This window comes from Micromonospora sp. NPDC051296, assembly GCF_040682255.1.
In the GTDB taxonomy this organism is placed as follows: Bacteria; Actinomycetota; Actinomycetes; order Mycobacteriales; family Micromonosporaceae; genus Micromonospora; species Micromonospora craterilacus.
In genome coordinates this window covers 1-8,814 of the sequence record NZ_JBFBAO010000305.1, presented here as the reverse complement: position 1 = coordinate 8,814, position 8,814 = coordinate 1, and the positions used below count along the sequence as shown (strand labels likewise).

Genomic DNA, 8,814 nt, shown 5'->3' with positions numbered 1-8,814 from the left:
ATCAGTGACGGCGACGGGTTGGCCGTCATCGGCGATCCAGTGGCTGTCGAACGCTTCCTCGTCTCCGAGGGGCTGCCGTTGAAGGATCTCGGGCTGCACCGGCTCGGACCCTTCTTCGGTCGGGCTGCGGGGGCCGCACAGGCAGGTGCCGAGTACGCCGCCCACTCCGGCCGCTGGATGAAGCTGACCGAGGAGTCCGCGCGGGCCGCGTCGAAGCTCCCGATGGTCACGAACTCGACCTCCGGCAACCTCCATGCCACGCTGCGGGCGCCCAACGGCGAGTTCGCCAAGAACCTCCAGTTTGTGAAGGGCGGCCCCGGAGCGTTCATGTCCAACCCTGCGCTCCTGTCGGGTGCGGCGGGACTCATGGCGCAGTTGGCGATGCAACAGGCCATGGAGGAGATCACCGACTATCTCGCCGTGATCGACGAGAAGGTCGACGACGTGTTGCGCGCCCAGAAGGACGCCGTGCTGGCGGAGATGGTCGGGGTGGGCTTCGTCATCGAAGAGGCCATGACCATCCGGCAGCAGGTGGGGCGGGTCTCCGAGGTGACCTGGTCGAAGGTGCAGACCGCGCCGACGACGATCGCGGACACCCAGGCGTACGCGCTGCGTCAGCTCGACGCACTCGCGGAGAAGCTGGAGCGTAAGAGCAGCATCGGTGATGTCGCCAAGGCGGCCAGGGAAGCGGAGTCCAAGGTTCAGGAGTGGCTGGCTGTCCTGGCACGCTGCTTCCAGCTACAGGATGCGATCGCCGTGCTCGAACTCGACCGGGTGCTGGAGGTGTCTCCGGGCGAGCTGGACGACCATCGCCTCGGCCTGAAGACTGCCCGGAAGAACCGGTTGGACCTCATCGCCAGGTGCACCGAGCGCCTGATGGCCCGCATGGACGCGGCTGCTGGCACGGCCAACACCAAGGTGCTGATGCATCCGTTCGACGCACCGGCGGTGGTGCAGTCGAGCAACCACGTCTCGACCGCCATCGTCGACTTTCAGGGGCGGCTCGGGATCGAGGGGGAGCGACAGTCGTCGGAGGCGAGACGGTGGGCGGACGCGGCCATGGAGGTGCGGGACAAGGCGTTGGAGACCGGGGCAGACGGCGTCGACGTCGCCAGACGTTTCGGTAGCGACACCTTCGACTGGGCCAGGACGGCGACGGGCAAGCTCTCCAACCAGATCGCCGAGCGAGCGCACCGTTGGCGCGAGAACGACGAGGAAGCCTGAGCAGGTGTCGACCGCCTACGGAAGCCCTCCCATGCTGACGCTCAGCGTGCCACGCCGATGCGGGTGGCGAAGCCGCGCAGGTCGGGCAGGGTGCCGCGGCGATCTGCGGCGAGCAGGGCGGTGGTGAGTTGCTGAGCCCATGGCCGGTAACGGACCTCCTGCGGCGCGATCCGCTCGGCACAGAGCAGCGCGCGGTACGCCTCCCGATGCGCTCCACGGCCGTGCAGCGCCAGGGCGTAGTCCTCCCAGTAGCGGGCGCGCCGTTCGACGTTGCCTAACTGTTCGGGGCGCAGCGCACGCGCGTACTCCACCGCCGCGCCGTAGTCACCGAGCACCCTGGCGACACCGATCCGGTAGAGCGCCACGTCGACCCCGGCGAACTCTTCACCGGATCCACATCTGCGGCCCGCCTCGTCGGCCTCGTGCAGCAGCTCCCACGCGGTGGCCCGCTGGTCTGCGAGCGCCGCCGTGTACGCGGCCGTCGCCAGCAGCCTCCCGTACATCGTGACCTCGGCAGTGCAGGTGAGCTTGGTGTAGCCGTCGAGAGACTGCGCCGCGCTGAGCAGCGTCTGCTGGGCCCGCTGACCGTGGCGGGTGCGCCGCAGCACAATTGCTGAGATGCGTGCTGTCTCGGCGTACAGCAACGGGTCCTCGGACTCTCGGGCCGCCTGGTTGGCACGGTCCATCGCGGACCAGGCCATCGCGTCCTCATGAAGTTTGAGCAGCACCTGGGTGGTCAGTTGGTACGTCCGGGCCAGCGTCGCCGCTGCCGACGATCGTCGCCCACCAGTCACCGTCGAGTGGTGGGCCGTTGCATCGGCGACCAGTTGCGGCAGCCTGGCCGACAACCTGGCATAGCGGCACGCGCGGAAGTCCGACCAGGCTCGGGCGAGGGTGCCCCGGAGCTGAGCTGGATCGACCGGGCCCGGGGGCACGACGGTGCCGAGGAGAACGTCTTCGAGGCTGGCGACCACCCGGGGCGGTGGTGCGGCCAAGGCTTGCGAATCGGCCATGAGAGCCGAGCCGACCAGGCCGGCCATCCCGCCGAGCACGTCACGCCGTCGCAACGGATCGTCTCCAACCTCCGGGTACGCTCCTTCACCGAGCACCCTACCGATTGGGCTGAGCGATTGACGGGATCCGGTGGCCTCTGTCTCCGCGAGTCCGAAAAGCTCCGCCGGGATGTCGAAGGCCGCCGCCAGCCGTCGCAGCACAGTGACATCCGTCAGCCGCTGCCTCCCTCGCTCAATGCGGGACAGGGTCGCTGCCGAGTAGCCGCAACGCTCGCCGGCTTCCGTCAGAGTCAGCCGCGCTGCAGTCCGCGCCACCCGCAGGAGCGAGCCGTAGTCGCCAACGGCCGCCGCCTGCCTGGTCTCAGGCAGCTCGGTCCACCGGCGCTCGACGCCCACGGCTGCCTCCCACGTCGAAGCTCATCACAAGTGTCCGCCGTGAATCTCATGTCACGCAAACATCTTTCATGCCGTGCACGCGGAGGAGCTATGGGCGCTCGTACCTGCTGTCCTACAAACAAGGCGTAGGCGTGGGAGGTAGCGATGCGCGAGGTGGGGACAGCCGGCAGGGACCCGCAGCGAGAATCGATTGTGAACCGTGTTTCGGTCGTGTGCGTGACGGCCATGGTCGCATTGTTGGCCATCGGGCTGGTCGGCGGGGAGGTAGCGGCGACGGCAGCGGCCGCCGCCATTGGCACTACCGTCACTGCTCTGGTCAGAGTGGCCAGGACATACCTCTCGAGGCCAGGTCGCGGTGAGTGCCGAGATATGACACAAAGCTAGGTTCGGGTGCGCCCCCTGGCTATGGTGACCCGATGGGGGAGCGGCGCTGATGGATGCATTCGATGCGACGGCAGACTCGGCTGAAGAGTGGACCAGATCGTGGGCGGCGTCGATGTCGGAGCGGGCCGCGCAGGCACAGGTGATGTCGCAGCGGGTCGCTGACTTGTCGGTCTCGGCCACCGGCGCCGACGGCGCGGTCGAGGTGACGGTGGCCGGCTCCGGGATCGTCACCGATCTGCGTCTTGACGAGCGGTTGTCGAACTGGCCGGCGGCGAGGATCGCGACGGAGATCATGGCGACGATGCGTCGAGCGCAAGGTCGGCTCGCCGAGGCGGTGGCCGAGATCGCCGCACAGACCGTCGGCACCGGCTCCGAAACGGCGCGGGCGGTGGTGGCCAGTTTCGCCGAGCGTTTCCCCGAGCTGGACGACGACCGTGAAGAAGGGCGGCGTGACGACTTCCGGCGGGAGCGCGGTGGCTGGTGAGCCGGGATTCGACGTCGACAGCCAGGCGCTGCGCAGGCACGCCGGCAGTGTCGACGAGGTCGCCGAGATGGTCGACCAGTGCCGGCGCGCAGCGGGATCGGTGCAACTGGGCCGGCATGCGTACGGGCGGTTGTGTCAGCTCATCCCCAGCTTGCTGGACCCGGTACAACGGGCCACCGTGAACGCGCTGAACGAAGCCGCCGACGCGCTGCAGCGTACGGCGGACGACGTGCGGACCGTCGCGAGACATTACGAGAGCGGTGACCAGGATGTGGCGGGGCTCTTCGGGCTTGGTGCCGAGCGGTGAGCCAGCCGGCTAACCCGCTCATCGCGCCCCGCCAGGACAGCACCACCGCCTTCAGCGGTGTGTTCATCGCCGAAGACATCGACGGCCTGTTGGCGAGCTACGCCGGAGGCGGTTGGATCGACACGGCGATCGGCGGCTTCGCCGTCTCCATGGACGCTCTTGCCTTCGTCACCGATCCCCTCGGCCAGCTCGTGGCCTGGGGCGTGGGGTGGCTGATCGAGCACGTCAAGCCGCTTTCCGACGCGCTCGACGAACTGGCCGGCGACCCTGATCAGATCGCCGCCTACGCCCAGACCTGGCGTAACGTGACCGGTTCCATCAACGACTCCCGTGTCACTCTTGGCGACGCCGTCAGCCGACAGGTGGCCGGCTGGACGGGCTCCGCCTCCGATGCCTATCGCCGGCACAGTCAGGAACAGCAAGCCGTACTCGACGCTCTCGCCCGGGCCAGTCACGCCATGTCCGAGATCACCACCGGTGCCGGACTGCTCGTCGCGATGGTCCGGGGACTCGTTCGTGATCTCATCGCCGAGTTCGTCTCCGTGCTGGCCGTACGGCTGTGGGTGTGGCTCGCCGAGGCCGGGGTCACGCTGGGAGTCGCCACCCCGTGGGTCATCACCCAGGTCACCACCCTCGCTGCAAAATGGGTGGCTCGCATCACCCGACTGTTGCACGGGTTGGTCACCAGTCTGCGCCGGCTGGCGCCGATTCTGCGTCGCCTCGGCGGACTCGTGGCAGAGTTGCAGGCCACCCTTCGCCGCCTCGTTGACCGCAGCCCGCCGCCGCCGTCGGCACCTACCCGACAGACGCACCTGCTCCACTCGGACGCGGACCCGCTCCGCAAGTGGGGCGCAGCCCGCGAGACCCATCCGGAACAGTGGGACGCCGCGATCCAGGAGGCGCGGGAACTGGGTGTCGAGATCACCTTCCGCGAGGGCGGGCTGGCGTACGGGCCGAGCCCGTCACCGGGTCGACCTGGGCATCTGATTCTCGACCCCGATGCCTCGTATGGCGCGCTGTTGCACGAGATGCAGCACCTCCGTGAGGATCAGACTGCAGGCTGGGTCGGGATGAGAGGCTGGTTCGAAGACCCGGCGGTGCGCTACGAGAACGAGGTGCGCGCGTATCAACAGGAGATCAGGTACGCGGATTCCATCGGGGACCGGGAGTCCGTCGAACGCCTCAACCAGCTGATCCGTGAAGAGTACGCGAAGATATTTGGAGAAGAACCCCCATGACCGTGCCACAACCGCCGAACATCACGCCACCGCCGGTGCGCCAGATGCGTAACGCGGAGTTGGCGGGACTGGCCAAGGGAGGCGGACCGTACCGGGGCAAGGCCGTCTTCGAACTCATCGACCGGGCCAAGAGTGACGACGACGCGGCCACCAGGCTGGGCGAGTTGAGCAGGCTGAGCGCGCTGCGTGAAGATCGCGCGTTCCACCTCGTCTCGCTCGCTTGGGCCGCCATCATCGGCCTGCTGGCGGCGGAGACACCGTACGCGCGCAGCGTCGCCTACGGCGCGTTCGCGGCGTTGGCCGGAACCGACCAGGCCGAGTTGCTGGCATATGTCAAAGCCGGCCGAATCGAGGACGCGCACCCGCAAGTCTGAGTTTCGAGAAAGGCTGGAGCAACGATTGATCGTCGACGTGAGGACCACGTCGGATCGGCCGATAGGATTCATCGTGCGTCCAGCCTCGCGCCTGCCGGTATGCGCGTGGCGTTGGTCGGTACGGTAGGCGACATGTCCTCGCCCACCGCCGCGCTGTTGCTACGAGACGTCATCGACATTCCGGAGCGGACGAGTACGAGCGACTTCGTGCTCAAGCTCGCCGACAGCGTCGCCGACGCCGACGCCACTCTCCGTGACTATGTCGTCACGGATCGCCTGCTGGGGAACTTCGACGAAGCGCTCGGTCTGATCCGCTCTGCGGTGGAGGGACACGCGTCCAAGGCTGCCTATCTGCACGGCTCCTTCGGCTCCGGCAAGTCGCACTTCATGGGAGTGCTGCACGCGCTGCTGCGCGGTGAGCCGGCCGCCCGTGGGCGGGACGAGTTGGCGCCGCTGGTCGCAAAGCACAGCGTCTGGCTGGACGGTCGCAAGTTTCTGCTCGTCCCGTACCACCTGCTCGACGCCCGCTCCCTGGAGCAGCGGGTCCTCGGCGGCTACGTCGACCGGGTACGCGTGCTGCATCCCGACGCGCCGATCCCGGCGGTGCACCGTACCGACGCACTGCTCGAACAGGCCGCCTCGCTGCGGGAGAAGATCGGCGATGCCCAGTTCATCGGCGGGCTGCCCGGCGGCGACGTCGAGGACGAGTGGGGCGAGAGCGAGACTTTCTGGACGCCGGAGCGGCTGGACGCGGCGTTCGCCGGCGCGTACCCCGACGAACTGCGGCGCAAGCTCGTCAACGACCTGCTGACCAGCTGGAACAAGGGCTTCTTCAGCAACGCCCGGGAGGACGCCGAGGCGTTCGTCTCACTCGACAGGGGCCTCACCGAGATCAGCCGGCACGCCAAGGAACTCGGTTACAACGGGCTGATCCTCTTCCTCGACGAGCTGATTCTCTGGTTGGCCAACTCCATCGGCGACCAGCAGTTCGTCTCCCGGGAGATCCAGAAGATCACCAACTTCGTTGAAGGTGGCGACACCCGGCGGCCCATTCCGATCGTCAGCTTCATCGCCCGGCAGCGTGACCTGCGCGAACTCGTCGGCGAGGAGGTGGTGGGCGCGAACGAGCTGAGCTACCAGGACACCCTCAACCTGGCCAGCGGCCGGTTCGACGTGATCAAGTTGGAGGACCGCAACCTCCCGGAGATCGCCCGACGCCGCCTGCTCAAGCCCCGCGACACCCCGGCCGCCGAGGCCATCTCTCGCGCCTTCGATGCCACCACCAAGGTACGCCGGGAGGTCTTCGACACCCTGCTCGGTACCGAATCGGGCAGTGGCGCCGACATCGATGCGTTCCGGTCGACGTATCCGTTCAGCCCGGCCTTCGTCTCGACCCTGGTGCACGTCTCCAGCGCGCTGCAGCGCTCCCGCACCGCGCTGAAGCTCATGCGACAACTCCTGGTGGACCGCCGTGAGACGCTGCGCCTTGGTCAGCTCGTCCCGCTCGGCGACCTTTACGATGTGATCAGCAGCGGTGGGGACCAGCCCTTCACCGAGAAGCTCAAGGCCGAGTTCGAGATGGCCCAGAAGCTGTACGACGTGAAGCTGCGTCCACACCTGCTCGGCCAGTACGCCCTCACCGAGGACGACCTCGAGGCGGTCCGGCGCGGCGAGCCGCCGGCGGCCGAGATGGTCGGCAGGGTGCGGGCCTTCATCGGCGACGACCGGCTGATCAAGACTCTGCTGCTCGCCGCCCTGGCGCCGAGCGTGCCCGCACTGCGTAACCTCACCGCTCGCCGTCTCTCCGCACTCAACCACGGCAGCATCACCAGCCCGATTCCGGGTGGCGAGGTCGCGCAGGTTTCGCGGAAACTCGCCGACTGGGCAGGCCAGTTCGCCGAGATCCGCATCGGTGAGGGCGACGACCCCGTGGTGTCGCTGGAACTGGTCGGCGTCGACGTGGACAGCGTCCTCGCCACCGCCAAGCACTACGACAACGAGGGTGCCCGTAAGCACATCGTGCAGCGACTGCTCTGGCGGCAGCTCGGCGTGCCGTGGAGCGACTCGTTCTTCGCCGAGGCCGGACTGACCTGGCGGGGCAGCCGTCGGACCGTCGAACTGGTCTACGGCAACGTCCGTGACCGCAACGACATCCGGGACGACGCGTTCTACCCTGCCGACACCGGCGGGTGGCGCATGATCATCGATTATCCCTTCGACGACGGCAGTCACGGGCCGGCAGACGACCGGCAGCGGGTGCAGGACCTGCTGAGCCGGACCACCGCCCAAACGGTTTGTTGGATTCCTGCCGCGTTGACTGTCGAACGCCGCAATGAGCTGGGCAAGCTCGTCATCATCGACAAGTTGCTCGAGGGGCAGCGCTTCGACAGCCATGCGGAGCACCTCAACCCCGACGACCGGCGGCGTGCTCATGCCGCGCTCACCAACCAGCGCAGCGCCCTGCTGGCCAAGATGCAGGGCGTGCTGCGCCAGGCGTACGGATTGGCCGCGAAGCAGCCGACCGACGTGCAGCTCGGCTTCGACGATCATCTGCAGTCGCTGACCCGCGCGCTGGAGCCGAAGCTGCCGATGGGTGCGACGTTCGATGACGCGCTACGCAGCATCGGCGACCAGATGCTCAGCCTCCAGTACCCGGCACATCCGGACTTCGACCCGGACCGCAAGGGCGACCTGGTGCGGCTTGCGGACGTCAAAGTCGTGCTCGATCACGTCCGGCGTGCGGTCGAGTCCCCGGAGGGACGCGTCGAGGTGGACCGGGCACACCGGCAGACCATGCGGCGGATCGCCAACCCGCTGCGGCTCGGCACCATGCACGAGGCGGCGTTCGTCATCGAGGGGGAGTGGGTCCAGCACTTCCAGCAGAAGGCGGCCAGCGAGGGCATTACGGGCGAGCTGCGGGTGGCTGACCTGCTGGGCTGGATCGACCAACCCAAGCGTCAAGGTCTCGACCCGATCGTCGCGCATCTCGTCGTGGCGACCTTTGCCGAGCAGACGGACCGGGCCTTCTACCTGTACGGCAGCCAGGTGACGCCGGCGCCGGACCTTGGCAGGCTGACGGAGAACCACGCCCTACGCGAGGAGAGCCTACCCAGCGAGGAGGATTGGGGACGCGCCCTCTCTCGTACGGAAGCGATCTTCGGTTTCCAGCCACTCGCCCTGCGTCGCGGTCGACTGGTCGCGATCTTCGGTCGGGACTTGGTCACCGCGGCGTCGCGGCGGCGGGAGGCGGCGCACACCCTGGTGGAGCGGCTCGATCAGCACGCCGACCGGCTGCGGCTCGACCGGGACTCGGGGCGCTACGCGACGGCTCGCGCCGCCGCCGACCTGATCGAGACCCTGACCAGGACCTCCACTGCCAAGGAAGCCGTGGAGG

At 68.0% G+C, this 8,814-nt stretch carries 7 protein-coding genes; 6 read left to right on the top strand and 1 reads right to left on the bottom strand.

The genetic code is table 11. The annotated features are described in order from the left end of the window. Positions 1-1,224, top strand: a 1,224-nt coding sequence (locus AB0M52_RS25830; RefSeq protein ID WP_363958629.1) for a hypothetical protein, incomplete at its 5' end; no start/stop codon positions are given. Between the two features lie 41 nt (positions 1,225-1,265). Here the strand turns inward: AB0M52_RS25830 and AB0M52_RS25825 are convergent. Beyond that, positions 1,266-2,633: a helix-turn-helix transcriptional regulator gene (locus AB0M52_RS25825; RefSeq protein WP_363958627.1), complete on the bottom strand. Its 1,368-nt coding sequence runs from the start codon at positions 2,631-2,633 to the stop codon at positions 1,266-1,268. A 433-nt stretch (positions 2,634-3,066) separates the two neighbouring features. Here AB0M52_RS25825 and AB0M52_RS25820 point away from each other — a divergent pair, with 433 nt between their 5' ends. From AB0M52_RS25820 to AB0M52_RS25800, 5 genes are all read left to right on the top strand, one after another. Continuing rightward, positions 3,067-3,501, top strand: coding sequence for a YbaB/EbfC family nucleoid-associated protein (locus AB0M52_RS25820; RefSeq protein ID WP_363958624.1), 435 nt, complete (start codon positions 3,067-3,069; stop codon positions 3,499-3,501). Further along, a complete protein-coding gene (locus tag AB0M52_RS25815) occupies positions 3,467-3,808 on the top strand; it encodes a type VII secretion target (RefSeq protein WP_363958621.1) in 342 nt (113 codons plus the stop codon). The genes AB0M52_RS25820 and AB0M52_RS25815 overlap by 35 nt, the downstream gene beginning before the upstream one ends. Beyond that, entirely contained in the window at positions 3,805-5,046 is a 1,242-nt protein-coding gene (locus tag AB0M52_RS25810) for a hypothetical protein (RefSeq protein ID WP_363958618.1), read from the top strand. Before AB0M52_RS25815 ends, AB0M52_RS25810 begins: the two co-directional genes overlap by 4 nt. Further along, a complete protein-coding gene (locus tag AB0M52_RS25805; RefSeq protein WP_363958615.1) occupies positions 5,043-5,420 on the top strand; it encodes a hypothetical protein in 378 nt (125 codons plus the stop codon). Before AB0M52_RS25810 ends, AB0M52_RS25805 begins: the two co-directional genes overlap by 4 nt. A gap of 132 nt (positions 5,421-5,552) precedes the next feature. Further along, positions 5,553-8,814, top strand: a 3,262-nt coding sequence (locus AB0M52_RS25800) for a hypothetical protein (RefSeq protein ID WP_363958612.1), incomplete at its 3' end; no start/stop codon positions are given.